The sequence below is a fragment of the Saccharomonospora amisosensis genome (assembly GCF_011761185.1).
Classification (GTDB): Bacteria; Actinomycetota; Actinomycetes; order Mycobacteriales; family Pseudonocardiaceae; genus Saccharomonospora_A; species Saccharomonospora_A amisosensis.
Genome location: NZ_JAAOYM010000001.1, coordinates 3,993,416 through 4,017,968 on the forward strand (window position 1 = coordinate 3,993,416; position 24,553 = coordinate 4,017,968).

At 69.0% G+C, this 24,553-nt stretch carries 25 protein-coding genes; 2 read left to right on the top strand and 23 right to left on the bottom strand.

Annotated features, from left to right (window positions below):
* Positions 1–2 precede the first annotated feature (2 nt).
* The 3 genes from pyrH to rpsB all read right to left on the bottom strand — a co-directional run bounded on the left by pyrH (position 3) and on the right by rpsB (position 2,554).
* On the bottom strand, positions 3–752 hold the full coding sequence (pyrH, locus tag FHU38_RS19415) for a UMP kinase (protein ID WP_167173458.1): 750 nt from the start codon (positions 750–752) through the stop codon (positions 3–5).
* A 103-nt stretch (positions 753–855) separates the two neighbouring features.
* On the bottom strand, positions 856–1,671 hold the full coding sequence (gene tsf / locus FHU38_RS19420) for a translation elongation factor Ts (protein ID WP_167173460.1): 816 nt from the start codon (positions 1,669–1,671) through the stop codon (positions 856–858).
* A gap of 52 nt (positions 1,672–1,723) precedes the next feature.
* Entirely contained in the window at positions 1,724–2,554 is an 831-nt protein-coding gene (rpsB, locus tag FHU38_RS19425) for a 30S ribosomal protein S2 (protein ID WP_167173463.1), read from the bottom strand.
* 414 nt (positions 2,555–2,968) lie between these two features.
* On the opposite strand from rpsB, the gene FHU38_RS19430 reads away from it, so the two are divergent.
* On the top strand, positions 2,969–3,646 hold the full coding sequence (locus tag FHU38_RS19430; RefSeq protein ID WP_390623307.1) for a M23 family metallopeptidase: 678 nt from the start codon (positions 2,969–2,971) through the stop codon (positions 3,644–3,646).
* Positions 3,647–4,258: 612 nt separating this feature from the next.
* Here FHU38_RS19430 and FHU38_RS19435 read toward each other — a convergent pair.
* The 13 genes from FHU38_RS19435 to rpsP all read right to left on the bottom strand — a co-directional run bounded on the left by FHU38_RS19435 (position 4,259) and on the right by rpsP (position 15,152).
* Positions 4,259–5,176 (bottom strand): FliA/WhiG family RNA polymerase sigma factor, encoded by a 918-nt coding sequence (locus FHU38_RS19435; RefSeq protein ID WP_167173465.1) that lies wholly within the window; start codon positions 5,174–5,176, stop codon positions 4,259–4,261.
* Positions 5,148–6,158, bottom strand: coding sequence for a tyrosine recombinase XerC (locus FHU38_RS19440; protein WP_243852299.1), 1,011 nt, complete (start codon positions 6,156–6,158; stop codon positions 5,148–5,150). Before FHU38_RS19440 ends, FHU38_RS19435 begins: the two co-directional genes overlap by 29 nt.
* A 475-nt stretch (positions 6,159–6,633) precedes the next feature.
* Positions 6,634–7,827, bottom strand: a complete 1,194-nt coding sequence (gene dprA, locus FHU38_RS19445; RefSeq protein WP_167176308.1) for a DNA-processing protein DprA — start codon at positions 7,825–7,827, stop codon at positions 6,634–6,636.
* Positions 7,828–8,200: 373 nt separating this feature from the next.
* The gene (locus tag FHU38_RS19450) at positions 8,201–9,712 is read right to left on the bottom strand and encodes a YifB family Mg chelatase-like AAA ATPase (RefSeq protein ID WP_167173467.1); all 1,512 of its coding nucleotides are present in this window, start codon (positions 9,710–9,712) and stop codon (positions 8,201–8,203) included.
* Entirely contained in the window at positions 9,712–10,104 is a 393-nt protein-coding gene (locus tag FHU38_RS19455) for a YraN family protein (protein ID WP_313886832.1), read from the bottom strand. Before FHU38_RS19455 ends, FHU38_RS19450 begins: the two co-directional genes overlap by 1 nt.
* Before the next feature lie 371 nt (positions 10,105–10,475).
* Positions 10,476–10,799 carry a DUF2469 domain-containing protein gene (locus FHU38_RS19460; RefSeq protein ID WP_009153034.1) on the bottom strand — a complete coding sequence of 108 codons (324 nt, stop codon included), beginning with the start codon at positions 10,797–10,799 and terminating at the stop codon, positions 10,476–10,478.
* Positions 10,796–11,605, bottom strand: coding sequence for a ribonuclease HII (locus FHU38_RS19465; RefSeq protein WP_167173469.1), 810 nt, complete (start codon positions 11,603–11,605; stop codon positions 10,796–10,798). The genes FHU38_RS19460 and FHU38_RS19465 overlap by 4 nt, the downstream gene beginning before the upstream one ends.
* Before the next feature lie 5 nt (positions 11,606–11,610).
* Entirely contained in the window at positions 11,611–12,588 is a 978-nt protein-coding gene (gene lepB / locus FHU38_RS19470; RefSeq protein WP_390623308.1) for a signal peptidase I, read from the bottom strand.
* A gap of 31 nt (positions 12,589–12,619) precedes the next feature.
* Positions 12,620–12,979 carry a 50S ribosomal protein L19 gene (rplS, locus tag FHU38_RS19475; protein WP_167173472.1) on the bottom strand — a complete coding sequence of 120 codons (360 nt, stop codon included), beginning with the start codon at positions 12,977–12,979 and terminating at the stop codon, positions 12,620–12,622.
* 122 nt (positions 12,980–13,101) lie between these two features.
* Positions 13,102–13,863, bottom strand: a complete 762-nt coding sequence (gene trmD / locus FHU38_RS19480) for a tRNA (guanosine(37)-N1)-methyltransferase TrmD (protein ID WP_167173474.1) — start codon at positions 13,861–13,863, stop codon at positions 13,102–13,104.
* Entirely contained in the window at positions 13,863–14,375 is a 513-nt protein-coding gene (gene rimM, locus FHU38_RS19485) for a ribosome maturation factor RimM (RefSeq protein WP_167173476.1), read from the bottom strand. The genes trmD and rimM overlap by 1 nt, the downstream gene beginning before the upstream one ends.
* Positions 14,376–14,385: 10 nt before the next feature.
* Positions 14,386–14,625, bottom strand: a complete 240-nt coding sequence (locus FHU38_RS19490) for an RNA-binding protein (protein WP_009153028.1) — start codon at positions 14,623–14,625, stop codon at positions 14,386–14,388.
* Positions 14,622–15,152: a 30S ribosomal protein S16 gene (rpsP, locus tag FHU38_RS19495; RefSeq protein WP_167173478.1), complete on the bottom strand. Its 531-nt coding sequence runs from the start codon at positions 15,150–15,152 to the stop codon at positions 14,622–14,624. The genes FHU38_RS19490 and rpsP overlap by 4 nt, the downstream gene beginning before the upstream one ends.
* Positions 15,153–15,465: 313 nt before the next feature.
* Here rpsP and FHU38_RS19500 point away from each other — a divergent pair, with 313 nt between their 5' ends.
* Positions 15,466–16,236, top strand: a complete 771-nt coding sequence (locus tag FHU38_RS19500) for a sulfite exporter TauE/SafE family protein (RefSeq protein ID WP_167173481.1) — start codon at positions 15,466–15,468, stop codon at positions 16,234–16,236.
* 2 nt (positions 16,237–16,238) lie between these two features.
* Here FHU38_RS19500 and FHU38_RS19505 read toward each other — a convergent pair whose 3' ends face one another.
* The 7 genes from FHU38_RS19505 to FHU38_RS19535 form a co-directional block, all read right to left on the bottom strand.
* Positions 16,239–17,033 carry a CPBP family intramembrane glutamic endopeptidase gene (locus FHU38_RS19505; protein ID WP_390623309.1) on the bottom strand — a complete coding sequence of 265 codons (795 nt, stop codon included), beginning with the start codon at positions 17,031–17,033 and terminating at the stop codon, positions 16,239–16,241.
* Positions 17,034–17,103: 70 nt separating this feature from the next.
* On the bottom strand, positions 17,104–17,850 hold the full coding sequence (locus tag FHU38_RS19510; RefSeq protein ID WP_313886833.1) for a CPBP family intramembrane glutamic endopeptidase: 747 nt from the start codon (positions 17,848–17,850) through the stop codon (positions 17,104–17,106).
* A gap of 79 nt (positions 17,851–17,929) precedes the next feature.
* On the bottom strand, positions 17,930–18,994 hold the full coding sequence (locus FHU38_RS19515; RefSeq protein ID WP_167173482.1) for an amidohydrolase family protein: 1,065 nt from the start codon (positions 18,992–18,994) through the stop codon (positions 17,930–17,932).
* A gap of 12 nt (positions 18,995–19,006) precedes the next feature.
* On the bottom strand, positions 19,007–20,551 hold the full coding sequence (gene ffh / locus FHU38_RS19520) for a signal recognition particle protein (RefSeq protein WP_167173485.1): 1,545 nt from the start codon (positions 20,549–20,551) through the stop codon (positions 19,007–19,009).
* A gap of 307 nt (positions 20,552–20,858) precedes the next feature.
* Positions 20,859–21,758: a non-homologous end joining protein Ku gene (gene ku / locus FHU38_RS19525; RefSeq protein WP_167173487.1), complete on the bottom strand. Its 900-nt coding sequence runs from the start codon at positions 21,756–21,758 to the stop codon at positions 20,859–20,861.
* 39 nt (positions 21,759–21,797) lie between these two features.
* Positions 21,798–22,157 carry a hypothetical protein gene (locus FHU38_RS19530; RefSeq protein ID WP_167173489.1) on the bottom strand — a complete coding sequence of 120 codons (360 nt, stop codon included), beginning with the start codon at positions 22,155–22,157 and terminating at the stop codon, positions 21,798–21,800.
* An 83-nt stretch (positions 22,158–22,240) separates the two neighbouring features.
* Positions 22,241–24,553, bottom strand: coding sequence for a [protein-PII] uridylyltransferase (locus tag FHU38_RS19535; RefSeq protein WP_167173491.1), 2,313 nt, complete (start codon positions 24,551–24,553; stop codon positions 22,241–22,243).

A 24,553-nucleotide genomic window follows, 5' to 3' on the forward strand; every position in this document is an offset into this window, starting at 1 on the left:
GGCTACTCCAGGTGTGTGGGTGTACTGACGAGTGTGCCGATCCTCTCACCACTCACCGCCCGTGCGATGTTGCCCTCGGTGAGGAGGTTGAAAACGATGATCGGCATGTTGTTGTCCATGCACAGGCTGAAGGCCGTGGCGTCGGCGACCTTGAGTCCCTGTTCGAGGACCTCGCGGTGGCTGATCTCTTCGAACAGCTTCGCGCCGGGGTCACGCTTGGGATCGGCGGTGTAGACGCCGTCCACGGCCTTGGCCATCAGCACGACGTCGCAGCCGATCTCCAACGCCCGTTGGGCGGCGGCGGTGTCCGTGGAGAAGTACGGCATCCCGGTGCCCGCGCCGAAGATCACCACACGCCCCTTCTCGAGGTGCCGTTCGGCCCTGCGCGGGATGTAGGGCTCTGCGACCTGTCCCATCGTGATCGCGGTCTGGACTCGGGTGGGTACGCCCTCCTTCTCGAGGAAGTCCTGCAACGCCAGCGAGTTCATCACCGTGCCGAGCATCGCCATGTAGTCGGCCCGATCACGATCCATGCCACGCTGGGAAAGCTCAGCACCCCGGAAGTAGTTGCCGCCGCCGATGACGACAGCCATCTGCACGCCGGTGCGCACGACATCGGCGATCTGGACGGCGACGGAATGCACCACGTCAGGGTCCACCCCCACCGCTCCCCCGCCGAACATCTCGCCGCCGAGCTTGAGCAGCACCCGCCGGTAGCCACGACCGAGCTTGCCGCCGCCGACCTCGTTCATCTTCGCCTCCGCCGACTGTCGTGCTGGTGTGTACCGCGGTCTCTCACAACTGTGCCCCGCCTCCTGAACTGGCGGGAGACGGGGCACATGTGCCGTGCTCGGTCTACTGCTGGCCGACCTCGAAGCGAACGAACCGGGTCACGGTGACGCCCGCCGCGTCGAGCAGAGCCTTGACCGTCTTCTTGCTGTCGGTGACCGACGGCTGCTCGAGCAGGACCACGTCCTTGAAGAACGCGTTGACCTTGCCTTCGACGATCTTCGGCAGCGCCTGCTCGGGCTTGTTCTCCTCGCGGGCGGTCTGCTCGGCGATGCGCCGCTCGTTCTCGACCGCGTCCGCGGGCACGTCGTCCCTGGTCAGGTACCGGGGCTTGAGCGCGGCCACCTGCAGCGCCGCGTTACGGGCGGCGTCGGCGTCGTCGCCGGTGTACTCCACCAGCACACCGACCGCGGGCGGTAGCCCCGCACCCCGGCGGTGCAGGTAGGTGCTGACCTTGCCGTCGAAGACCGCCACGCGGCGCAGCTCCAGTTTCTCGCCGATCTTGGCGGACAGCTCCTGGATGAGCTCGTTCACGGTCTTGCCGTCGACCTCGGCGAGCTTGAGCTGCTCGACGTCGTCGGTGCGCGCCTGCTTGGCAGCCTCGACGATCTTGTCGGCGAGCTGGACGAATTCCTCGTTCTTGGCGACGAAGTCGGTCTCGGAGTTGAGCTCGATCAGCACGCCGCCGTCACCGGCGACGAGGCCCTCGGCGGTCGCTCGCTCCGCGCGCTTGCCGACATCCTTCGCACCTTTGATGCGCAGGTACTCGACAGCCTTGTCGAAGTCGCCCTCGTTCTCCTCGAGCGCCTTCTTGCAGTCCATCATGCCGGAGCCGGTGAGCTCGCGGAGGCGCTTGACGTCTGCCGCGGTGTAGTTCGCCATCGTGCGTGTTCCGTTCCTTCGTGAGGTCCGTGGGTGAAGTGGTCGACTTCGGTCAGGACGCCGTCGGCTGCCCTGAGGAGGCGCCCGCGTCGGAGCCCGCCAGCAGTTCCTGTTCCCACTCAGGCAGCGGCTCGTCCGTTGCAACACCGGGGGCCTGCGGCTTGTCCTCGCCCTCGGGGGCGGCGCCGTTGCGACCGGAGCGAGCCATCAGACCGGCGGCCGCGGCCTCGGCGACGACCTTCGTCAGCAGTGCCGCCGAGCGGATCGCGTCATCGTTGCCCGGGATCGGGTAGTCGACCTCGTCCGGGTCGCAGTTGGTGTCGAGGATCGCGACGACGGGGATGTTGAGCTTGCGAGCCTCGCCGACCGCGATGTGTTCCTTCTTGGTGTCCACGATCCACACCGCGCTCGGCACCTTGGCCATGTCCCTGATCCCGCCGAGGGTCTTCTCCAGCTTGTCCTTCTCGCGGGTGAGGGTGAGGATCTCGCGCTTGGTCAGTCCCTGGAAACCGCCGGTCTGCTCCTGCGACTCCAGTTCCTTCAGCCGCTGCAGACGCTTGTGCACGGTCTGGAAGTTCGTCAGCATCCCGCCGAGCCAGCGCTGGTTCACGAACGGCATGCCCACGCGCAGCGCCTCGTTGGCGATGGCCTCCTGGGCCTGCTTCTTCGTGCCGACGAACAGGATCGTGCCACCGTGCGCGACCGTCTCCTTGACGAACTCGAACGCGCGGTCGATGTAGGAGAGGGTCTGCTGCAGGTCGATGATGTAGATGCCGTTGCGCTCGGTGAGGATGTAGCGCTTCATCTTCGGGTTCCAGCGTCGAGTCTGGTGCCCGAAGTGCACGCCGGAATCGAGCAACTGCTTCATGGTGACGACGGCCATGGCCGGATCCGCACCTCTTCTGTGTTGAGCGTGTCGAGCGCCTGCCCGGCACGCGGGGCCGGTTGTCGCGACTGCCCGGGTGGCCAGCCGCCCTGGTGCCGTGCCGACACTCGGACCCGTTGCCGCATCTGCCAACCACGGGACCGCCGAGCGCCGTCCGTTCCGTTGCCCCTACCCTCGAATTCCCTCGAATTCCCTCGAATTCCGAGACCGGGCGGAACGCACACGTGCACGCGAAGTCAGTCTGTGCGTACACAGACCGCGTACGTGAGTGTACGCCGCACCCCCTGAGCCGCTCTAACCGGCGGCGCGTTGCCCGGTAGGCCTGTCCACATCCATCCGTTTCCCACCCGGTTGTCCACAGCCCAGCACATTTCCCCTCCACCCCATCCCCTGCTGCGCCACCGTGGGTTCATGCACGGATCTCCCCCAATCACCCAGAGCGGCCCACTGCTGGCGCTACTGGCCGCCCTGCTCACCTGTCTGCCCGCGGCGGCGCCGCCATCGGCGCCGGCGAAGGTCACGGGCACGACACCGCGGGCCGCGGTTCAGTCGCGGGAGCAGTTCGCGGCCGACCTCGGCAGACAGAGCCACCCCGGCTCGCAGTCCACCACACAGCTGACCCCACCACGATCACCCGCCCGGCCACCGCCCAGCGAGGCGGCGCGGATGCGCTCGCGGTGGCCACTGTGGCCTCCACCCCCGGTGACGCGTGGTTTCGACGAGCTGCCACATCCCTACGCGGCGGGGCATCGGGGCGTGGACCTGGCTGCCACCGCCGGGCAGCAGGTACTCGCGGCGGCGGACGGCACCGTCGTGTTCGCGGGCACGGTGGCGGGACGCGGGGTTGTGTCCATCGATCACGAAGGCGGGCTACGCACCACCTACCAACCGCTGCTGCCCACCGTGGCCGAGGGCGACCAGGTGACGGCGGGCCAGCCCCTAGGCACGGTCGTCGCAGGACACCCAGGCTGTCCCCAGCAGGTAGCCGCATGCCTGCACTGGGGGCTGCGCCGGGGCGAGGAGTACCTCGACCCGCTTCGCCTCGTGCTGGCTGGCCCGACTCTACGACTGAAACCGTGGCACCGGTGACCAAAAGCCCGCGGGTTCCACGCGGCCTCGCCAGCGTCTGCGCCGCCGACCCAGAGCATCACGTCAGGGACCTGCGCGCTGTCGCAGTACACAAGCCCGCGTTCAGGACACGTTCGCTCGCGATCTCCTCAGACGTGAGGGGTGCCTCAAGTCGGAGCGCACCGCGTGCCGATACAACCACCGCGTTCCGAACCCGAACGAAGCGCTCCCCGACACGCACCTCACGCCCCCGAGACAAGCATCGCGCCCCGGACCTGTGCGCTGCCTCAGTGCGACACAAATGTTCAAAAACCCAGCACAGCGCCCCGACACGGGAAGACCGCGCCACAACCCGAGCACCCGTCCCACCCCAACCGCAAACCCGACACAAGCAGGACGTTGCGGGACCGAACACCACACCCCGAAACGTGCGCTACCGCAGCACAGCACACATGTTCGGAACCCGAACACAGTGCCCCCAACGCGGTGAAAGCCACGCCAACCCGAGCACCACCCACAGACCCGAACACCGCGCCCACCAACGCGTGCTTCGACACAGGCCCACTCGTTCACAACCCGGGCACAGCGCTGCTCGGGGTGGCGCGCGGCACCACCGGAGTCGGGGTGCTCGGCTCAGGCGTTGGCTTGCTCGCCGAGTTTGGCACGCAGTCTGAGCACGGCTCGGGTATGCAGCTGGCTTACGCGCGACTCCGTGACGCCAAGCACCTTCCCGATCTCGGCCAGGGTGAGGCTTTCGAAGTAGTAGAGGCTGACGACGATCCGGTCGCGTTCGTTGAGCTGTGCGATCGCTTCGGCGAGCTGTCTGCGGTTGTCCCGGTCCTCCAGGACCGCAGCTGGGTCAACCGCGTCGGCGTCCGGCAGCGCGTCCACGGGTGAACCGCTCTCCCTGCCCGCTCCGACCAGGTCGTCGAGGGCCACGACGCTGGTCAACCGCAGTTGGCCGTACAGATCGCGCAGCTCCTGCAGTGTGATGCCCAGTTCGGCTGCCACCTCGGCGTCGGTCGGTGTGCGATGCAGCCGCGCTCCCAGGCGATCGAATGCGCGTTCGACCTCGCGCGCTCGGCTGCGGACCACCCGAGGAACCCAGTCCTGGGCCCGCAGGTCATCCAGGATGGCACCGCGGATGCGCTGCATGGCGTAGGTCTCGAACCGGAGACCGCGGTCGGGGTCGAACTTCTCGATCGCGTCGACCAGCCCGAAAATGCCGGACTGGATCAAGTCGGCGACATCGACGTGGTTGGGCAGGCCGGTGCCGACCCGGCCCGCGACATACTTGACGAGCGGAGCGTAGTGCAGCACCAGCCGGTCGCGAATCCGCTGGTTCGGGCAGCTGACGAACTTTCGCCACAGCGAGTCGATGGTTGTGTCGGCATCGGCGGCACCGTCGGACGAACCGCTCGCGGTATCGTCGGCAGGTCTGGTGAGCTGCGTGTTCACGGCGCGACCGTCTCCTTCGGGACGCACCCGCGCGCGTTCCGGGTCGGCCGAATCTCCACCGGCGTCATTGGGCACGGGGGTGGGTTCGGTCATGGATCGCCTTCAGCCGCTCGACGGTCACGTGGGTGTAGAGCTGCGTCGTGGCTAGCGTAGCGTGACCGAGCAGTTCCTGAACGCTGCGAAGATCGGCGCCGCCTTCGAGGAGATGGGTCGCCGCGGAGTGTCGCAAGCCGTGCGGCCCCATGTCAGTGGCCCCCGGCACCGCCGCCACAGCGGCGTGTACCACCCGCCTCACCGTCCTTGGGCCCACCCGCCTGCCCTTGGCGCCGAGAAAGAGCGCGGCCCCGGACGACTCGGTCGCCAGTAGGCGACGCCCGCCTTCGATCCATGTCCGAAGCGCGCGTTCCGCGGGTTGCCCGAACGGCACCATTCTCTCTTTGCTCCCCTTTCCCAACACGCGGACGACCCTGCGGTCGAAGTCGACGTCGTCCAGATCGAGTCCGCACAGTTCTGAGACTCGCACACCTGTGGCGTACAGCAACTCGAGCAAGGCATGATCACGCAGCGCGACCGGGTCCTGCTCCGCCGCACCGGATTCGGACGCGCGCAGCAGGCTGTTCGCCTGCTGCGGCCTGAGCAGCCCCGGCAGTGCGCGGTGCGCTCTGGGAGCGACCAGTCGGGCACCTGGGTCGAAGTCGAGTTCTCCCCTGGCGTGCGCCCACGCGGTAAACGTGCGCGAGGAAGCAGCACGGCGCGCGAGCGTGCTGCGGCTGCGGCCCGCGCTACGTTGGTCAGCCAGCCACGCCCTCAGCACCCCGACATCGAGATCGGCGAGTTCCCCGGCGCCCGCGACAGCGGCGCTGTACAGGAAGCCGAGCAACGAGACGGCATCGCCCACATACGCCCGGACCGTATGCGGGGAAAGACCACGTTCGGCATGCAGATGCCGTTCGTAGGCGGCCACCAGGGCGGCCGCCTCGGCGGGCAGCTCTGCCCGCGTGCGCGCCCGGCTCCCACCGCTCCCACGCACACGTGTCGCGCGCGTTGACGGTGCGCGACCATCTGATGACGTCATGCCAATGACGCTGAGGCACGCGGTCGCGCTGGTCAAGCATCGCCACACCGGCACGCTCAGGTCGAGATCATCGACATACCGCCACCGGTTCTGCCCAAAGTAGGAGCCGCTCCCCCAGCCGGATTCGCGAACGCCGCGCCACAGGCGAGTGATGCTTGACGGAATCAACGCCATGCCCCGCAAGCCAAGCGGCGATTCTGCGCCATACCGCGCCCGCAGACCGCACCGCGCACCGCAGATCGCACCGCGCACCGCAGATCGCACCGCACTCCGCACCGCAGACCGCAGACCGCAGACCGCAGCGCACCACGCCGGAGCACCGTAGCGCCGCCGCACCTGCACCACTGGTGGCGAGCCAAAGTGCTCGCCACCACTGTCGTCAGCGTGGCGGAGCCGCTTGGGCGAGCCTGACCGTGGGCTGCGCCATCGGTGCTGTCATGAGCAAGCCGGGGTTACTTCGGTCGCCGTAGGACGGCTAACGGCCTCCGCTGCCCCGACCCGGTGCCGACCTTGCGCGGCGCCAACCGCTTTCGCTTGGTATGGCGAGCCCGTCCAGTTCCAGCTTCGGCAGCAAGGCACGAACCCGAGCCAGCGGTACTCCCGATTCCGTCGCGACCTGCTCGGGTGCTTTGCCCGTGCGTTCGGCGAGTGCGTCGTGCACGCGCAGTCCGTCCGTGTCCAGCCCGTCGGTGGGCCGCTGTCCGGCCCCGGTACCGCGCTTGGCCACCGTGCCCAGTTTTCCCACCGTCTCCAGTACGTCGCCGGCTGAGGCCACCAGTGTGGCGTGTGATTCCCTGATCAACTCGTGGCATCCCACCGAGAGCGCCGATCCGACCGGGCCGGGCACGGCCATGACCACCTTTCCGAGCTCACCGGCAGTGGCGGCGGTGTTCCTGGCGCCGCTGCGCCTGCCTGCCTCGACCACGACTGTTCCCGCCGACAGCGCCGCGATGAGACGGTTACGTACCAGAAATCGGTGGCGGGCCGGTGTGGTGCCGGGCGGGTATTCGGTCAGCACGGTCCCTCGCTCGGCAACCCGGTTCAGCAAGCTCACGTGCCCGGCCGGGTAGCCTGCGTCCAGACCACAGCCGAGCACGGCCAAGGTCGCACCGCCTGCCGCCAGTGTCCCGCGGTGAGCCGCTCCGTCGATTCCGTAGGCCGCGCCCGAAACCACCGCATAACCAGCTTCGGCCAGCGCGTAGCCGAGTTCGGCCGCGACGTGCTCGCCGTACTGCGTCGCGGCGCGAGCCCCAACGACGGCCACAGCATCGGACACCATGGCGTCCAACCTGCCGCCACCGCGAACCCAGAAACCGAGCGGTGGGGCGACATCGCGTTGCCCCCGCCCGGTGGCGACATCGAGACAGAGCAGCGGCCATGCGGGCCACTCGTCGTCCTCGGGGATCACCAGCCTGGCTCCGAACTCAGCCGCCTCGTGCAGATCACGCTCAGCCAACTCCAACTCTCTGCGCGCGCCGGTCTCGCAGGCCACGGCATCGGGCACGTCACCACGTCGAACCAGCGCCGCAGCGCGAACCGGACCCCGTTCAGCTACGAACCGCACCAGCGCAGGGGCCGGAGGTTCGGCGACGCGCAGCAGGTACGCGCGCGCCAGCCGCTCAGTCCACCTGTCGGCGTCCCCGGCCGCCTGCCGCTGCGCTTCGCACATGGCCACCAACTCCTCCACGAACTTCCCTGCCCGCGTAACTCCGGCTCGTGCCTGCGCCTGCCGAAGGCGCATCCGGCGATGTCATCTCGTGCATGTCGCTCAGCCCCACGTCGTGGCCGCCTCCCGGCACACGCCGGTCCGTGCCAACCACACAGCAGCCACCGGTGCCGCAAGCACTCGCTGAACCGGCCACGTACACCATCTCGGCACCGGCCGCGCGCGGGGCCGTCGACGAGCCGGCCGGCGTTGCCACGTACCCGCCCTGCGATGCCACGACGGTCGCCAGGGCCGCGGCAAGTCGGGCGCGACCCTCCACTACTCCGGTCGTGCAGCTCGGTGGAGCCGACGGTCGCTGTCACCTGCCCCGTCCCGCTCAGGCTGCCCTGCGGTCGCGGAACTCCAGTGCCGCAGCTACATGGTCGGCGTCGGGGCACTGTGAGTCAGCGAGGTCGGCAAGGGTCCATGCGATCCGCATACACCGGTCGGCACCTCTCGCGGTGATGGCGCCGCGGTCGAGGCCACGATCCAGCAGTGCGGTCACCCTGCGAGGTAGCTTGAACTCCTTACGCAGCATCGGCCCAGGAACCTGCGCATTGGTGCGCCATCCGTGCTCCGCCCAGCGTTCGGCTGCACGCTGCCGAGCCCGCAGCACCCGACTTCGTACCTGTTCGGTGCTCTCGGGTTTGGCGTCGTCGTGAACCCGCATCGCGGTGATCGGCCGCATCCGCACTCGCAAATCGATCCGGTCCAGCAAGGGGCCGGAGAGTCTGCCCAGATACCGGCGCCGCGCTGCCGGAGAACACGAACAGTCCGTCTCGCGAGGAGGTGCGCACGGGCACGGATTGGTAGCCAGGACCAGCTGAAAGGACGCAGGGTAGCGGACGACGCCGCGCGCCCGGGCGATCCTGACCTCACACTCCTCCAGCACCGTACGCAGCGCCTCCAGCCGCTCACCGCTGAACTCGGCCGCCTCATCCAGGAACAGCACGCCTCGGTGAGCCCTGCTGATGGCTCCCGGCATCGCCAGACCGCTGCCACCGCCCACCAGAGCGGCCACCGAGATCGAATGGTGTGGCGCGACGAACGGAGGAACACGCACCAACGGGGAGGCCGCGTGCAGTGAGCCCTCAACGGAATGCACAGCTGTTACTTCCAGTGATTCCTCGTCGGAAAGGTGCGGCAGCAGTCCAGGCAACCGTTTGGCGAGCATCGTCTTGCCGACCCCGGGTGGGCCGACCATCAACAGGTGGTGTCCGCCCGCGGCCGCCACCTCCAGTGCCCACCGCGCCTCAGGCTGGCCCACCACGTCGGCGAGATCGGCGACCTCGGCGACCTCGTGATCCGTTGGAGCTTCCGCGGGCGCGAGTTCCCGCTCGTCCTTCAACCATTCGACCACCTCGAGCAGCCGTCCCGCTCCGAATACCTCGATGCCGTCGACCAGACCTCCTTCACCGAGTGAGTCGGCGGCGACGACAGCGCGCCGGTAGCCCGCGCCACGAGCGGCCAGCACGGCGGGCAGCACGCCTCGAACGGGACGCACCCGCCCGTCGAGGGCGAGTTCGCCGAGCAGCACGGTCCCGCTGAGCTTGGTCGCGGGCACCGAGCCGGAGGCGGCCAGCACGGCCGCCGCGATGCCGAGGTCGTAGCCGGAGCCGACCTTCGGCAGGTTGGCGGGCGATAGCCCGAGAGTGACAGCGCTTTCAGGCCACTTCTGGCCGCTGTTGCGCACGGCCGCCCGTACCCGGTCCTTGGCTTCCCGCAGTCCTGGATCAGGAAGGCCGACCAGTTTGGTACCTGGCATGCCCGCTCCGATGTCGGCCTCGATCTCGACCAACCTGCCGTCGATCCCCAGCAACGCGACCGACCAGGCACGCGCCAGCGCCATCAGAACGCTCCCGCGATGTGCCGCACTCTTGGTTCCGCGCCCGGTGGGCAGTCGATGGCGATCACGTCGAACCGCACGGGACACCACGCAACCCGGTAGGTCGCCAACCACCTGCCCGCCAGTCTGCGGATGCGTGCCTGCTTGTCGCCCGTGACCGCCTCCTCCGGAGCGCCGAAGCGCCGCCCGGACCGGGTCTTCACCTCGCACACGATCAACCGCTCGCCGTCGGTGGCGATGACATCCAGCTCGCCTTCCCGGCAACGCCAGTTGCGGCTCAGCACGGTGAGTCCCTGCCCACGCAGGTGCTCCGAAGCCAACTCCTCGCCCGTGCGACCCAGCGTGAGCCGCGATGGCCGATCCGTAGTGCGGACCAACCGCACAACGCTGGTCACCCACTTCACCCCCCGGTTCCGTCGTTCGTCCTTCGGCTACCGACGCTGCCAGCGCGCCGGTATCTCGGGCCACGCCGACACCGCCGCCCTGTGGACAACAGCGGTGTTGTGGACAAATCGGCGGGAACGGCAAGAAGCCGAACTCGAGGAACGGGTGACCGCGGCTAAGCTACGATCCCGTTACCGTCCAACCGGGATACCAATCAGCAGGACAGTCCCCCACATGCCCCACTTGCCGGACCTGCCCGGCTTGCCCCAACATGCCCGTCTTCCAGCCGCGTTCAGCGGGGCGCTATCGACACAGCGACCGCGGGTTCTCCCGTGCATGGCGGGCACTGGCCGTGCACCGGCGCGGTGGCGGGGATCAGCGCTCAGCCACCGAACGGGCCGTCCTCCGGCAGCCGCAGTTCCGGCTTGTCCAACTCTTCGACGTTGACGTCTTTGAACGTGATAACTCGAACGTTCTTCACAAAACGGGCCGGGCGGTACATGTCCCATACCCACGCGTCGGACATCCGCACTTCGAAGTAGACCTCACCGCCACTGTCACGCACCTGCACGTCCACGGCGTTGGCAAGGTAGAACCGCCGCTCGGTCTCCACGACGTACGAGAACTGACTGACGATGTCGCGGTACTCGCGATACAGCGACAGTTCCATCTCGGTCTCGTACTTCTCGAGATCCTCTGCGCTCATGAAATCCGAGCCCCTCCTCGCAAGCCGTTGTCGGCGGAAGCTCCATTCTCGCTCACTCGGGTGTCCCTGGCACGTACCGGCACGCTCGCGTGCAACGCCGCCGCGCTGAGCAGGACTTCACGAGGGGGGCACGCACCATGCCTGGCCGCGGCCTTGGCGACATTGGCGTACGACCAGCGATGCACCTCGCTGGGCCCGTACTCGGTCAGCGCGGCGCCGTGTTCCTCGGTCGTGTAGCCCTTGTGCACGTCGAAGCCGTACACCGGGTGCTCGTCGTGCAGTGCCGTCATGATGCGGTCCCTGGTCACTTTGGCAAGCACCGACGCCGCCGCCACGCAGGCCACCGCGCGGTCCCCCTTTACCACCGGCAGGCTCGGTGCGGGAAGCCCCGGAACCCGGAAACCGTCGAGGAGCACGTAGCCCGGCGCCGACGACAATCTCGCCACCGCGCGGCGCATCCCCTCGATGTTCATCACGTGGATACCGCGCGCGTCCACCTCGGCCGCAGAGATCACCACGATGGAATAGTCGAGCGCGCGCCGCACCACCCGCTCGTAGACCCGCTCGCGGGCCAATGGGGTGAGCAGCTTGGAATCAGTCAACTCCGGTAGGCGAGCGCCGTCACCGGGCCGCAGCACACAGGCAGCCACCACCAGTGGACCAGCGCAGGCGCCGCGCCCGGCCTCATCCACACCCGCCACCGGACCGAGTCCGCGACGGACCAGCGCGGCTTGCAGTGCCCACGAGGTGTCGCCGCGGATCACGGCGCGCGGTGGACGCGGAACGCTCGTGGAACCAGCGCTCACTGCGGTTACCGCCTTCGTGTGACCATCCCGTGCAATCGCGCGCCTGCGCGCCTGCCAAGCGCCAGGGTAGGCCACGCCGCCAACGCGCCCGCTCCCAGCGGCAGACCCTGCTGCCACGGGGAAGCCTCCAGCGCGGCGGCCTGCTGCTGCTGCGGATTGTGGTCGCTGACGACCCCCCAGCGGGAGGGCGGCAACACGATGAGCCTCGCCTTGCCGATGATGTTCTCGACCGGCACGGCACCACGCTCGCCGCCGCCGCCCTGGTACCGGGAGTCCGAGGAGTTGTTGCGGTTGTCGCCCATCACCCAGACGGTGCCCTTCGGCACGGTCACCGGCCCGAAGTCTCGCTGAACCGGCTCGCCCTGCCAGTAGATGTAGGGCTCGTCCAACGGCTGACCGTCCACTGTCACCCGATTGCGGTCGTCGCAACACTCTACGGTCTGCCCGCCGGTGGCGATAATCCGCTTGACGAAGTCACGCTCATCCGGTGGGGCTAGCCCGAAGGCGGACCCGATGCTCTGCAGGAACCGGGCGACGGCGTTGCCTGAGGACTGCGCGGGTGCGTCGTTCTCCAGCCACGCGTCGGGGCCACGGAACACCACCACGTCACCGGGCGACGGCTCACTGAAGTCGTAGGTGACCTTGTCGACCAGTATCCGGTCCGGCGTGCAGCCAACACAGCCGTGCAGCGTCTGCTCCATCGAACCCGACGGAATCATGTAGACGCGAGCCAGGAACTGTTGGATCAGAAACGCCAGCACGAGCGCGATGACGATCAGAATCGGCAGTTCCTTCCAGAAGGAGCGCTGCTTCTTCTGCTTTCGCTGCCAGCGCGCCTCCGCTTCGGAGGGACTGGTTTCCCCGGGCTCGTCACCGGACGCGGATCGCGCCGAACCGGAGCCGTCCGAACTCCCCTGTGGATCGTTGTCCTCGGGGCGCTGCGGCTCGTCTTCGGCGGCGTTTGAAGGCACAGGTTCGACCACGACGTCAGGCTACGGTAACCGGGCGATTACTTCAGGACGCGGAGGACCGTTCCCTGCGCTCCTTGATCTTGGCGGCCTTGCCGCGAAGGTCACGCAGGTAGTACAGCTTCGCCCTGCGGACGTCGCCGCGCTTGTCCACCTCGATCTTGGCGATGTTGGGCGAATGCACCGGGAAGGTGCGCTCGACTCCCACGCCGAAGGACATCTTGCGGACGGTGAAGGTCTCGCGGATGCCTCCGCCCTGGCGACGAATGACTACGCCGTGGAAGACCTGGTTGCGCTCGCGATTGCCCTCGATAACTCGGACGTGAACCTTCAGCGTGTCGCCCGGGCGGAAGTGCGGAATGTCGGAACGCAGCGACTGAGCGTCCAACGCGTCCAGGGTGTTCATCGGTGTCCGTCCTCGTCCTTGTGTGGCTTCACATCGATCCGGGCACGCGGCCGTACCTGACAGCGGGCGGCCCAGGAGCTCGGCGCATGATCACGTCGCGCCAACCGGTCAAGTATGGCAGATCAGCTCGATGCGCGGTCATCGGGCTCCCCGCGAAGGCGGTCGAGCACGGCGCGGTCCGCGCTGCCCAGGCTACCTTCCGGGAGTCGTTCCAGCAGGTCGGGGCGGCGTTCGTACGTCCGCTCCAGCGCCTTGTCCCTGCGCCACCGCTCGATCAAGGCATGGTTTCCGGAGCGCAGCACCTCCGGCACCGCCAGCCCGCGCCACACCTCCGGTCGGGTGTAGCTGGGACCTTCGAGCAGCCCGTCGGAGAACGAGTCCTGCTCGGCCGACACCGGATTGCCGAGCACACCGGGCAACAACCGCACGACGGCTTCGACGATGACCAGTACCGCGGCCTCACCGCCCACCAGTACGTAGTCGCCGATGGACACTTCGTCCACCGGTATCCGGCGGGCGGCGTCGTCGATAACCCGCTGGTCGATGCCCTCGTAGCGGCCGCAGGCGAACACCAGGTGCCGCTGCTCGGCGTAGCCGCGCGCGAGCTCCTGCGTGAACGGACGGCCCGCGGGCGTCGGCACGACGAGCCTGCTGTCCGGTGTGCACACCTCGTCGAGGGCCTCGCCCCACACCTGCGGCTTCATCACCATGCCGGGACCGCCGCCGTACGGTGCGTCGTCCACCGCCCTGTGCACGTCGTAGGTCCACTCGCGCAGGTCGTGCACTCCCACCTCGATGAGCCCACGGTCGATCGCCCTGCCCAACAGCGCCGCACGCAGTGGCTGAAGGTACTCGGGAAAGATCGTGACGACGTCGATCCGCATCAGGAGTCCAGCAGCCCTTCCGGCGGATCGATCACGACCCTGCCTCCGGCGACGTCCACCTGCACCACTATCGCCGCCACGAACGGCACCAGGGCCTCACGGTCGCCGCGATCGACGGCCAGCAACTCAGCCCCAGGCGAGTGAATGACCTCGCGCACGCTGCCGACCACCGTGCCGTCGGTCAGTTCCACACGCAGGCCTTCGAGTTCGTGGTCGTAGAACTCGTCCGGGTCCTCGATCGGCGGCAGATCGGCGGTGTCGGCCAGCAGCATCGCGCCGCGCAGCTCCTCGGCCGCGCTGCGGCCGTCCGCCTCGGTGAAGCGCACCAGCAGCCGCCCGCCATGTGGGCGGACGGCCGCCACGGTAACCCGTTTCGTCACGCCGCCTCGCAGGCTCGCGAGCAGCACCGAGCCCTGCGCGAACCGTTCCTGCGGTGAGTCGGTGCGCACGTCCACGGCCAGTTCCCCGTGAAGACCGTGCGCCTTCGCGACCCGGCCGACGACGACCTGCACGGTGCGGCGCTCAGCGGTCGGTGTCGATCACGTCGACGCGGACTCCCCGCCCGCCGACGGACCCCATCACGGTGCGCAGCGCCGTGGCTGTGCGACCCCCGCGACCGATCACCTTGCCGAGGTCGTCCGGGTGCACGTGCACCTCAAGAGTGCGGCCTCGACGTGTGGTGATCAGCTCGACGCGCACGTCGTCAGGGTTGTCGACGATGCCGCGCACCAGGTGTTCGAGCGAGTCGGCCAGGAAGCTCACGCCTCGTCGGCCTTCTTCTCGCCGTCGGCCTTCTCAGGCTTCTCAGACTTCTCGGCCTTCTCAGACTTCTCGGCCTTCTCGGCCTTGTCGGACTGGGCCTCGGCAGCCTTGTCGGACTTGTCGGCGTCGGCCTTCTTACCGCCGCCACGCTTCTTCTGGGTGGTGGCCTCGGTGGCGGGCTCCTCGTTGGCGGCAGCCAGCGCGGCGTTGAACAAGTCCTGCTTGGACGGCTTGGGTTCGGGCCTGCGCAGCTTGCCCTCCGTGCCGGGCAGCCCCTTGTACTTCTGCCAGTCGCCGGTGACCTCGAGGATGCGCTGCACCGGCTCGGTGGGCTGCGCCCCGACGCTCAGCCAGTACTGCGCCCGCTCGGAGTCGACCTCGATGAAGCTCGGGTTCTCCTTGGGGTGATACTTGCCGATGGTCTCGATGGCCTTGCCGTCCCGGCGGGTGCGCGCGTCCGCGACGACGATGCGGTAGTAGGGCGCGCGAATCTTGCCGAGGCGCTGCAGCTTGATCTTGACAGCCACGGGTGTGGGTACTCCTGTCGTTTCTCGGTACTCGGGTCGGGACACGATCCGAGTGGGGAGCCGGATCCGAATGCCCGCAGGTATGGGTGTCGCCCCGGCACGGTGAGAGGGCCCGGACCGGAGCGGGCAAGCCACCATTTTGCCAGACCGCCCAGCATGACCGTCCCCGGGGAGTGCTCGCGGCTGGCCAGCTCGATGTGACGGGCGCCCTAACCGTACCTCCATAGGCTGACCCCGTGGCTGGCATCCGGGGACTCGACCGACACCGCCGGAGACGGCTCACCACCACCGTGCCGCCCGCCGGGAGCACGGGTTGACCCTCACCTCCACGGGCTTGCTGGCCCTGGCGGGCCTCGCGGCGGGTCTGGCCGGCTCCATGGCCGGTCTGGCCTCACTGTTCAGCTACCCCGCCTTGCTCGCCGCGGGACTGCCGCCGATCGCGGCGAATGTGACGAACACCGTGGCGATGCTGTCCACCGCGGTGGGCTCCGCCGCCGGGTCGCGCGCCGAGTTGCGTGGGCAACGCAGGCGACTCGGCAGACTGCTCGGCATGGCCGTGCTGGGCGGCTCCGCAGGCGCCGTGCTGCTGCTCACCACCCCCACTTCGGCGTTCGAACTCATCGTGCCGTGGCTGATCGCGCTTGGCTCGGGCCTGCTGCTGTTCAGGGACCGGATACGGGATGCCGCCGACAGGGCGAGGACCGAGGGCGGGGAGGGTGGCTCGGCGGTGCCGTCGGCCGTGGCGGTGGTACTGGTCGCCGTGTACGGCGGCTACTTCGGCGCGGGCGCCGGTGTGCTGATGCTCGCCGTGCTGTCGGCGGCGGTGACCGAACCGCTGCCGGTGACCAATGCCGTGAAGAACCTCGCCACCGGCGCGGCCAACGCGACCGCGGCGCTCGCCTACGCCTTTCTCGCCCCCGTCGACTGGCTCGCCGCCGCTGTCCTCGGCATGGGCGCGCTGCTGGGCTCGTGGCTCGGACCCGCCGCCGTGCGACGGTTGCCGGAGCGGCCGTTGCGGATCAGCATCGCGCTGGCAGGGTTCGGCCTCGCCGCACACCTGTGGCTGTCCGCCTCGCCCGCGTAGGCCTACCCGCTCACAACTCCGAGCGTGGTGAGCAGGATCGCCAGTGCGGGCAGGAAGTTGTTCATCTGGTGGGCCACGATGCTGCTCAGCAGCCTGCCGGTGACCAGTCGCGCGAGTCCGATTGGTATCGCGATCACAAGCAGCAGCGAGGTGCGTAGCGGCTCGAGATGGCTCACCGCGAACACGGCCGTGGAGAGCACGAACGCCGCCAGCCTGCCCCACTTCTCCTTGCCCCACTCCAGGCGTTCGGTCGCGCCCCACAGCAGACCCCGGTAGATGATCTCCTCGCAGACGGGGCCCAGCAGCCACAGGTAACCGAACATCGCGATCGCCGCGGAGACCGACATCGGTTTGTCATGCACCAGCGCGCTGATCGCCGAGGTGGCGTTGTGCTCACCGACCACCTCGGTCCAGACGAGCACGCCGACGGTCGTGCACACCACGCCGAGCACACCGAACTTCAACCCGACCCGGACATCGTCCCAGCGCCACGAGAGGCGCAGATCGATAACCGGGCCGTTGCCTCTCAGCTTTGTTATCGCCAGCGCCGCCAGCGCGGCGAACAGCGTGGGCAACATCGTGCCGACCAGCACGTCCCCCACCGGCAGTGAAGCAAGCGAGCCCCGGCCGAGAAAGACCCCGACGAACGCCGCTGTCGCCAGCAGCACGGCCTCCACCAGCAAGAACGCCCCGAACCCCCATCGGTGTGACGGGTATTCGGGCACCGCGCGAACGTGGGGGGCGGACGTGGTCGGCTCGACGTCTGGCACCGGTTCTGGCGAGTTCGGTGACGTCACGCCGATCCTTCCCCCGTGTACCGGACACCTGGAATACCGTAGGCAGAGCCTACTGGCCGCACACGGTCGGTTACGACCCAATGAGCAGAAACAGCGCGGCGGGCAGGTTGTTCGTCGCGTGCGCCACCATGCTCGCCCCCACCCGCCCGGTGATGAGCCTGGCCGACCCGATGGCCACGCCCTGTGCGAGCAGGGCAACGGTACGGGCAGGCTCGCCGTGTAGCTGCGCGAACAGCAACGCGGTGAGCAGCAGGATCGCCCAGTTCGGAATGCGGTAGTGCGCCAGCCCGTTCCACAGCGCGCCACGAAAGAGCAACTCCTCCGTCAGTGGCGCACCGACGACCACGACGATCGCGGCCAGCACGAGCCAACCGACCTCGGCGGAGACCCCGCGAAAGACCTCGGTCAACGGCCCTGACATCCGCTCGCTGCCGTAGATCTGAAGCAGCATCAGGTTGAGCAGGTAACCGGCGAGCAGGGCGAAGCCACCGCAGGCAAGCCCGACCTTGAGGTCTCGCCCGGTGGGCAGCAGCCCGAAGTCGGCCCGTACCCCGTTGCCCCAGCGCAGCGAACCCAGCCAGGGAACGAGCCCGAGCAGGATGTTGGGCACGAACGCGAGTAGCACCAGCGGCCCCAACTGCGGCAGCCGGATGCCCGTTGGGTCAGCGGCGTCGATCGTGGCCAGCGCGGACAACGCCAGCGAGACGGCGTAGTACCCGCCGAGCGCGAGCACGAAAGCCAGCAACCCCCAGTGGGCGCCGAGAACCAGGCCGGTCCTTACCGGCGGCACCGGCCGGTCGTCGCCCTCGCGCTGCACCAGGCCTCCCGCTGTGTCGTCGCGGCCCGTGACCAGCCGTCACGGCCCCCAACGCCACCATAAGTGACCGCGCGCTGTGTCACTTGATCACGGTTCCCCGCAGCACGATATGCAGGGGCCTGCGAAGCACGTCGAGATCCTGCCGTGGATCTGAGTCGAAGACGAGCAGGTCAGCGGGTGCACCGTCGGTGATCACGGGATGGCCGAGCCAGTCGCGGGCAGCCCAGCATCCCGAGGCCAGCGCCTGCTCAGTGCTCATGCCGGCCCGGTGCAGCGCCTCGAGTTCGTCCACCAGCCTGCCGTGGTCCACCATGCCGCCCGCATCGGTGCCCGCGTACACGGGCACCCCCGCGTCGAGAGCCGCGCCGACCATGTCGCGCACCCCGGCGTGCAGGGCTCGCATGTGCGCCGCGTAGGTGGGGTACTTCGTCGCCTGGTCGGCGATCCGGGGGAAGTTCTCGATGTTGATCAGCGTGGGCACCAGCGCCGTGCCGGTGCGAGCCAGCTCACCCAGCAGTTCACCCGACAGGCCCGTGCCGTGTTCGAGGCAGTCGATCCCGGCGCCGATCAGCCCGGGCAGCGCCGCCTCTCCGAACACGTGGGCCGTCACCCGAGCGCCCGCGTCGTGCGCGACACGCACCGCCTCTGCCAACACCTCGTCGGGCCACAACGGCGCCAGATCGCCCGCGGCACGATCGATCCAGTCGCCGACGAGTTTCACCCAGCCGTCCCCTGCGGCGGCCTGCTCGGCGACAGCCGCGGGCAGGTCGTCGGGTGAGTCCAGATCGATACCGAGTCCGGGGACGTAGCGCTTGTGCAGCGACAGGTGCCGTCCGGCGCGGATGATGCGTGGCAGGTCGTCCCTGCGTTGCAGCGGACTGGCGTCGATGGGCAGCCCGCAGTCACGGATCAGCAGCGTCCCGGCGTCACGGTCGATCAGCGCCTGCTCGGTGGCCTCCTCGAGCGTCGTCGGTCCGCCGACCCCGATACCGGGATGGCAGTGGGCGTCGACCAGACCGGGCAGCAGGAACGCTCCGTCAAGCGGCTCGGCGGGCTCGACGGGGGTGAAGGAAATCCGCCCTCCGGCGATCCAGACGTCCCGTTCCTCGCCCCCGGGCAGCACCGCGCCACGCAGGTGGTACATGTGCGACCTCGGCTACTTCTTCTTCGGCAGCTTCAGTTTCGCGGGATCGAAGCCGGGCGGAAGGTCATTGAGGCCGCCGCCGAGCTGGGACAGGTCGGGCATGCCACCGCCGCCTGCCGCGGGAGGGAAGCCGCCCGGCAGGCCACCGGGGAAGCCACCACGCACCTTGGGCTGCGTGGGACCGCGCCCCTTGCCCTTCTTGCCCTTCTTGCCCTTGCGGTTCTTCTTGCCTGCGCCGGGACCGCCGCCGAAGCCGAACCTGCCCGCCATCTGCTGCATCATCTTGCGGGCCTCGAAGAAGCGGTTCACCAGATCGTTGACGTCCCGTACGGCGACACCAGAGCCGCGGGCGATCCGCTGCCTGCGCGAGGCATTGATCATCTTCGGGTTGGCCCGCTCCTCGGGGGTCATCCCTCGGATGATCGCCTGCAACCGGTCCAGGTGCGCGTCGTCGACCTGGGCGAGCTGGTCCTTCATCTGCCCGGCACCGGGCAGCATGCCGAGCAGGTTGCCGATCGGCCCCATCTTGCGCACGGCCAGCATCTGTTCGAGGAAGTCCTCAAGCGTCAGCTCGCCGGCGCCGAGTTTGGCGGCCGCCTCCTCCGCCTTCTCCTGGTCGAACGCCTGCTCCGCCTGCTCGATCAGGGTGAGCATGTCGCCCATACCGAGGATGCGACTGGCCATGCGGTCGGGGTGGAAGACGTCGAAGTCCTCCAGCTTCTCCCCGTTGGAGGCGAACAGGATCGGCTGACCGGTGACGTGCCGCACCGACAGCGCCGCGCCACCACGAGCGTCGCCGTCGAGCTTGGTGAGCACGACGCCGGAGAATCCGACACCGTCGCGGAACGCCTCAGCCGTGGTGACGGCGTCCTGACCGATCATGGCGTCCACCACGAACAGCGTTTCGTCCGGCCTTACCGCGTCCCTGATGTCGGCGGCCTGCCGCATCATCTCCTCGTCCACGCCGAGGCGGCCCGCGGTGTCGACGACCACCACGTCGTGCTGGGCACGCTTGGCCTCGTCGATGGATCGCCGGGCGACGTCGACGGGGTCACCGACGCCGTTGCCCGGTTCGGGCGCGAACGTCGGAACTCCCGCCCGCTCGCCGACCACCTGAAGCTGGGTGACCGCGTTGGGTCGCTGCAAGTCGCACGCCACCAGCAGCGGCGCGTGGCCCTGCTTCTTCAGCCACATCGCGAGCTTGCCGGCGAGCGTGGTCTTACCGGAGCCCTGCAGACCGGCGAGCATGATCACCGTCGGCGGGTTCTTGGCAAGGTTCAGCCTGCGGGTCTCACCGCCGAGGATCGCGACGAGTTCCTCATTGACGATCTTGACGACCTGCTGGGCGGGGTTGAGCGCCTGCGAGACCTCGGCGCCCTTCGCGCGCTCCTTGACATGCCCGATGAAGGCCCGCACCACCGGCAAGGCGACGTCGGCCTCGAGCAGAGCGATCCGGATCTCTCTTGCCGTCGCGTCGATGTCCGCGTCGGAGAGCTTGCCCTTGCCGCGCAGGTTCTGCAGGACCGACGTGAGCCGATCGGAGAGTGTGTCGAACACGGGATGCACGCTCCAGCGGGTCGGTGGGTTCTCGGCCGGCTCGCGGGGCCGACGACATTCCAGGGTAGACGACCTTGACCGCCCGCCGGTCCGCCCGGCCGGTGTGTGCTCCCCCTACGCCGGCCGGGCGGCGGATCCTCGGCGGTTCCCGAGCGGTCCCGGTGACGTTCGCCAGACCCCCAGTACCAGGCGATCGGAACCGAACCGGGCAACTCACCGAGGCGCTTACCACCCTGCCGGGCGAGGAGGTTGTCACGGCAGCGTGAAGACACCGAGCACGCGTGAGTAGATCTACTCGTCTCGGTGCTCAGTGGCTGCCCTTCGGCGCCGCGCGAGCTTTCGACGCCGCCTTGCGGGCCTTACGCTCGGCCTGCTTCGCCTCACCCGCGGCCGCCTCTGCCCTGCTCACGGCAGTCCGCCGAGCGGCAAGTTGGTCGGTGTCGGTGCGCTGCTGGGCGTGTTCCCGCAAGGTCGCGAGTAACTCGACCACGCCCTCCTCCTGCGCGGGCTCGGTTGGCCGCGCCACGTCCGCGCCTTCCAGCCTGGCCTCGACGAGTGCGGAGAGCGCCTCGGAGTAGCCGTCGGTGAAACGGTGCGGCTCGAAGTCGCCGGACAGGTTCTCGATCAGGTTCGCCGCCGCCCTCACCTGCGCCATCCGCAGGTCCACGTCCTCGTGCAGGAAAGGGAAATCCGCACCGCGGACCGCCTGTGGCCAGTGCAGGGTTTGCAGTACCAGCACCTGATCGGCCACCCGCAGCACACCCAGCGTTTCGCGTTGCCGCAACGCCACTTTCACCACCGCCACCCGGTCCGCCAGCCGCAGCGCCTCGCACAGCAACACGTACGGCTTGTTGGCCGAGACCTCCGGCTCCAGGTAGTAGCTCTTGGCGTGCAGCAACGGGTCGATGTGCTCGCCGCGCACGAAGCCATGGATGCGGATCGACTCCGCGGCCGCGCCCGAAAGCGAGGCGAGTTCCTCCTCGCTGAGGACGACGACATCCCCGCCCGCCGACTGGTAGCCCTTACCGATCTCCTCGGCGGGCACCTCGGCACCGTCCACCTCGCAGACCCGCCGGTACCTGAGCCTGCCGCCGTCAGTGGTGTGAACCTGTATCAGGCCGGAGCCCGGCTCGGACGTGGCGCTGTAGGCCTTGACCGGGATGGCGAAGCTGCCGAGGCCGATGGTGCCCTTCCACACGGTGCGCATGTCCGAAAAGCCTAGTAAGCGCCTTACCGCGCTCGACAGCTACAAACGGGTGTGGCCACCCGCCATTTCGGCGATGGTCTCGACCAAAGGCTCGCTTTCGGTGAGCGCCTGCGCCGAACAGCCGAACGCCGTCGCCGCCGCCTGGAGTACCTCCGCGAGTGCGGCGAGGTCCGCGGTGGGCACCGCGGCCAGCGCCGGATCGGCGCAGCCTGCTCGCACCCGCCGCGCCAGTGCCTCGAGCGCCTCGGCGAGGTTTCGCTGCCCGCTCACCACGTGCCCGACGACAGCGGCGAGTTCCGCGAGCTCGACGCCGGGAGCGGCGGCCAGCGCCTCGGCACAGGCACGCAGGTGCGACGCGGCCACGCTCGCGGGCAACACCACCGGTTCCAGCTCGGCCATTCAACAACCCTTCGCCGCGTGCGGGATGTGGCCGACATCCTGCCATCGGCGCCGAAAGCAGGCGCCGCCGACACTCCGCCTCCTCACACGGCGGCGGCCAGCACGGCGCGCTCCACCCGTTGTCGCCAAGCCGCGTCCGGGTTGCCGTGACGCGGCCGGACGGCGAAGGAGTCCACCACCGCCGTGCCGAGTGTGGCCACCCGCGCCCAGCGAACCTCGGCCCGGCATTCCCGCAGCGCTCCAGCCACCCGGTACAGCAGGCCGATTCGATCGGCCGCGCGCAGCTCGAGCACGACGGTGCTGTGTCCGGACGTCTCCTCGTCGAACCACAGCACCCTTGGCACCGTGCCCGCCAGATTCGGCGACTCGTAGGCGCTTTCCTTCTCGGCCAGCTTCGCGGCCAACGGCAGGGTGCCCGCCACCGCTCTGGCGAACTGCTCACGTAGCAACGCGGTGTCCGGCGGCGAGCCGAACCTCGGCGACGCGGTGAAAACACCCACGTGGCCGCCGGGGTAGCTGCGCAGCACGGCGGAGTGCACCTGCAGTGAGTGCAATGCGAGTACACCGGCGGCCGGTACGAGCAGTTGCGATCCCTCCGGAACGGCGAGCACGACGTCGGTCAGCCTGCCGGAGATCGTGATGCGCACCTGGCCCTTGGCCGAACGCGCCGCGGCGGAAACCAGCTCCCGCTGGGTTTCGTCGATGGGTTCCGGTGCGGGCAACGGCTTTCCGTGTAGCAGTCCCCGGCAACGCTCGACCAGCTCGCCGATCAGCCCTGCCTTCCACTCCGTCCACATCCCCGGTCCGGTCGCCAGCGAGTCGGCACGCGCGAGCGCGTGCAACAACTCCAACAGCGCCGCGTGGCCGTCCATGGTCTTGGCGACCCGCTCCACGGTCTCCAGCTCGCTGATGTCGCGACGCGTCGCCGTGTGAGGCAACAGCAGATGGTGACGCACCATCGCCGACACCAGCGCGGCATCCGCCTCCTGCAGCCCGATCCGGGTGGCGACCTGTGCGGCGATACGCGCGCCCAGTTCGGAATGGTCGGTGTCGCGGCCCTTTCCGATGTCGTGCAGCAGTGCTCCCAGCAGCAACAGGTCCGGCCGCGAGACGGTGGTGGTGAGCCTGGCCGCCTCGACGCAGGTACGCACGAGATGGCGGTCCACCGTCCACACGTGCACCGGTTCGCGTGGGGGAAGGTCACGCACCGCGCCCCACTCGGGGAACAGCCGTGCCCACAGCCCCGTGCGGTCGAGTGCCTCCACCGCGTCCACAAGGCCCTCTCCTGCGCCGAGCAGGGCTGTCAGCGCCTGCCTCGCCTGCTGTGGCCAGGGCGCCCGCAGTTCGGGGGCCGAGTCTGCGAGGGTGCGTAACGTGCCGGGCGCGATGGGGTTGCCCGTTCGGGCCGACGCGGCGGCGACCCGCAGCAACAATCCCGGGTCGCGGGCGGGTATCGCGTCACGGGCCAGCGCCACCTCGCTGCCGTGCAACACCACCCCGTCGTCCAGCGGGGTGCGGCTCGGCCGCCGGGAGAAGCGACTCCCCGGCGGCTCGGCGGCCGACCGCAGCGCCACATCCACGGCGTAGGCGACGGCTCTGCCCGCGCCGGACAGTTTGCGAGCGAGGGAGAAGCGATCACCCAGCTCCAGTTCGCCTGCCACCAACTCGGCTTCGGCCACGCCGAGGACGTCGCGGTCGCGCCGAAGCTCCCTGCGCAGTTCGGTGCGCACGTCGAGCAGCAAGGTGCGGGCGGCCCGCAGCTCCTGCCCCGGCCGGTCACAAAGCTGCGCCACGGCGAACGCGTCGAGCAGCCCGAGATCGCGCAGGCCACCTCTGGCGTACTTCAGGTCGGGCTCCGCGGACTGTGCGAGTTCACCGCTTCGCCGCCAGCGGGCCCTGGTGGACTCGACCAGTTCCGGCAAACGCTTGCGTGCGGTGCGTCTCCAGTTTTCCCGCGCCGCTGCGACCAGCCGTTCGGTGAGCTCCTGGTCACCCGCGATATGGCGGGCGTCTAGCAGTCCCATCGCGGTGCGCAGGTCTTCGGTGGCGACCTTGAGCGCCTCGCCCGGTGTGCGGACCGAGTGATCAAGCCCAACCCTCGCGTCCCACAGCGGGTACCACAGCGCGTCGGCGATCTCGCCCACGTTCGGGTTCGCGTCGTGGACGAGTACGAGATCGAGGTCCGAGAACGGCACGACCTCGCGACGGCCGAGGCCACCGACGGCGACCAGCGCGACACCGGGTTCGGCGGTGTCGACGCCGGCCGCCGTGGCGGCTCTGCTCAACCAGAACTCGTACAGGTCGACCAGCGCGGCTCGCAGTGCCGCCGCGCCGAGCCTTCCGTGGTGACCCTCCAGCAGCCGGTTCGCCGCCTCGGCCAGCCCCCCTTCGACCAC

What these genes read in the sequence shown, in the direction of transcription:
- ku (WP_167173487.1), bottom strand. Translation starts at nt 21,758, where the DNA reads ATGCGCACCGTGTGGAAGGGCACCATCGGCCTCGGCAGCTTCGCCATC.
- FHU38_RS19450 (WP_167173467.1), bottom strand. Translation starts at nt 9,712, where the DNA reads ATGGCGCTGGCGCGTGCCTGGTCGGTCGCGTTGCTGGGGATCGACGGC.
- rpsB (WP_167173463.1), bottom strand. Translation starts at nt 2,554, where the DNA reads ATGGCCGTCGTCACCATGAAGCAGTTGCTCGATTCCGGCGTGCACTTC.
- FHU38_RS19435 (WP_167173465.1), bottom strand. Translation starts at nt 5,176, where the DNA reads ATGACCGAACCCACCCCCGTGCCCAATGACGCCGGTGGAGATTCGGCC.
- FHU38_RS19515 (WP_167173482.1), bottom strand. Translation starts at nt 18,994, where the DNA reads ATGTACCACCTGCGTGGCGCGGTGCTGCCCGGGGGCGAGGAACGGGAC.
- rplS (WP_167173472.1), bottom strand. Translation starts at nt 12,979, where the DNA reads ATGAACACCCTGGACGCGTTGGACGCTCAGTCGCTGCGTTCCGACATT.
- dprA (WP_167176308.1), bottom strand. Translation starts at nt 7,827, where the DNA reads ATGTGCGAAGCGCAGCGGCAGGCGGCCGGGGACGCCGACAGGTGGACT.
- FHU38_RS19460 (WP_009153034.1), bottom strand. Translation starts at nt 10,799, where the DNA reads ATGAGCGCAGAGGATCTCGAGAAGTACGAGACCGAGATGGAACTGTCG.
- trmD (WP_167173474.1), bottom strand. Translation starts at nt 13,863, where the DNA reads ATGCGGATCGACGTCGTCACGATCTTTCCCGAGTACCTTCAGCCACTG.
- FHU38_RS19530 (WP_167173489.1), bottom strand. Translation starts at nt 22,157, where the DNA reads ATGGCCGAGCTGGAACCGGTGGTGTTGCCCGCGAGCGTGGCCGCGTCG.
- FHU38_RS19440 (WP_243852299.1), bottom strand. Translation starts at nt 6,158, where the DNA reads ATGACGTCATCAGATGGTCGCGCACCGTCAACGCGCGCGACACGTGTG.
- FHU38_RS19430 (WP_390623307.1), top strand. Translation starts at nt 2,969, where the DNA reads ATGCACGGATCTCCCCCAATCACCCAGAGCGGCCCACTGCTGGCGCTA.
- pyrH (WP_167173458.1), bottom strand. Translation starts at nt 752, where the DNA reads ATGAACGAGGTCGGCGGCGGCAAGCTCGGTCGTGGCTACCGGCGGGTG.
- tsf (WP_167173460.1), bottom strand. Translation starts at nt 1,671, where the DNA reads ATGGCGAACTACACCGCGGCAGACGTCAAGCGCCTCCGCGAGCTCACC.